General features: G+C 39.0%; 1 protein-coding gene. It reads right to left on the bottom strand.

All coding sequences use genetic code 11. The annotated features are described in order from the left end of the window. Nucleotides 1–48: 48 nt before the first annotated feature. Nucleotides 49–1,221 carry an IS256 family transposase gene (locus EKM76_RS13305; protein WP_057746220.1) on the bottom strand — a complete coding sequence of 391 codons (1,173 nt, stop codon included), beginning with the start codon at nt 1,219–1,221 and terminating at the stop codon, nt 49–51. Nucleotides 1,222–1,326: the final 105 nt, after the last annotated feature.

Here is a 1,326-nt window from a genome sequence, read left to right as displayed (position 1 = left end):
GAGAGTGTCAAATTTTATGTGTAAATAGAAAAGCCTCTCGTCCTTTTTTTAAAACATAGATTCTAATGTGTCTTCAACCATGTTGAATCCCTTATGCACCCGCTGATCAAACTTGTCATTGTAATCCAGAATAACCGTCATCAAGGTTCTTTCTAAGGATTCCTCATTTGGAAACTGTTCACGTTTTTTAGTCTGCCGCTTGAATTTTTTATTAAATGATTCAATTAGGTTTGTGCTGTAAATACTAGCCCGAATAGCTGCTGGGAAATCAAAACACGTCAATAATTTCTGATTTTCTAATAACCCTTGGGTAACTTTAGGATATCGTTTGCGCCAGCGATTGATAAAGTTAGCTAGGCTGTGCTCTGCCGCCTGTTTATCAGATGATTGATGGATTAATTTAAAATCACCTAAGACTTCTTTACGGTCTTTCACACGAATACGATGCGAGATATTACGACTTACATGAACGAGACATTGTTGAATAACGGCTTCGGGGTAATATTTGCCAACCGCAGACGCCAATCCAACTAAGCCATCGGCCACAAAAAGTAAATTCTGTTGCACCCCTCGTTGTTTCAGATCAGCCAATACCTCTGTCCAAATTGCACCAGATTCAGTAGGCGCTATTTTGTATGATAAGACTTCTTTATGCCCATTAGGCTGTATACCGATCGCAATGTGGACTGCTTCTTTTGCGACGGTGTCGCGTCTTAACGGCAGATAAGTGGCATCCAGATAGATAACCGCATATTTTTCTGACAATGTTCTACTTTTGAAAGCTTCAACTTGTTCATTAACGACTTTAGTTAAGTTAGAAACTGTTTGCGGTGTGTAATAAGCACCATACATTTTTTCCATGAGATCGGAGATTTCATGGGTAGTAATGCCTTTTTGATAAAGCTGGATGACCGTCTGTTCCAGTTGGTCTGTTTGGCGCTGATAAGCAGGTAAGGTGTGGTTAATAAATTCGCCATTACGATCACGTGGAACCGTGAGATTCAACTCGCCATATTTAGTTTTGAAGGTTCTTAAGTAGTTGCCATTGCGTGAATTACCAGAGTTAAATCCAGCTCTATCATAGCGTTCATAGCCTAAAAAGGCGGAAAGCTCATTTTGAAGTAATTCATTAACGGCAATTTCTAGGTGATCTTTAAAAATGAGGTCTAAATCTTGATTCTGAGCTAGTGCTGTGACAATTTCTTTGGTAAACTGATTCATGGGGAAGCCTCCTGTGATGTTTGTTTAGACGCTAACTATCATAAGGGAGAGGCTTCCCTTTTTCAATTCCCAATAATTCATTTACACATAATTATTTAAACACTC

It is taken from the genome of Loigolactobacillus zhaoyuanensis (assembly GCF_003946385.1).
Lineage (GTDB): Bacteria > Bacillota > Bacilli > Lactobacillales > Lactobacillaceae > Loigolactobacillus > Loigolactobacillus zhaoyuanensis.
The sequence above is the reverse complement of the archived record's forward strand: the minus strand, read 5'-3'. Positions and strand labels throughout refer to the sequence as shown.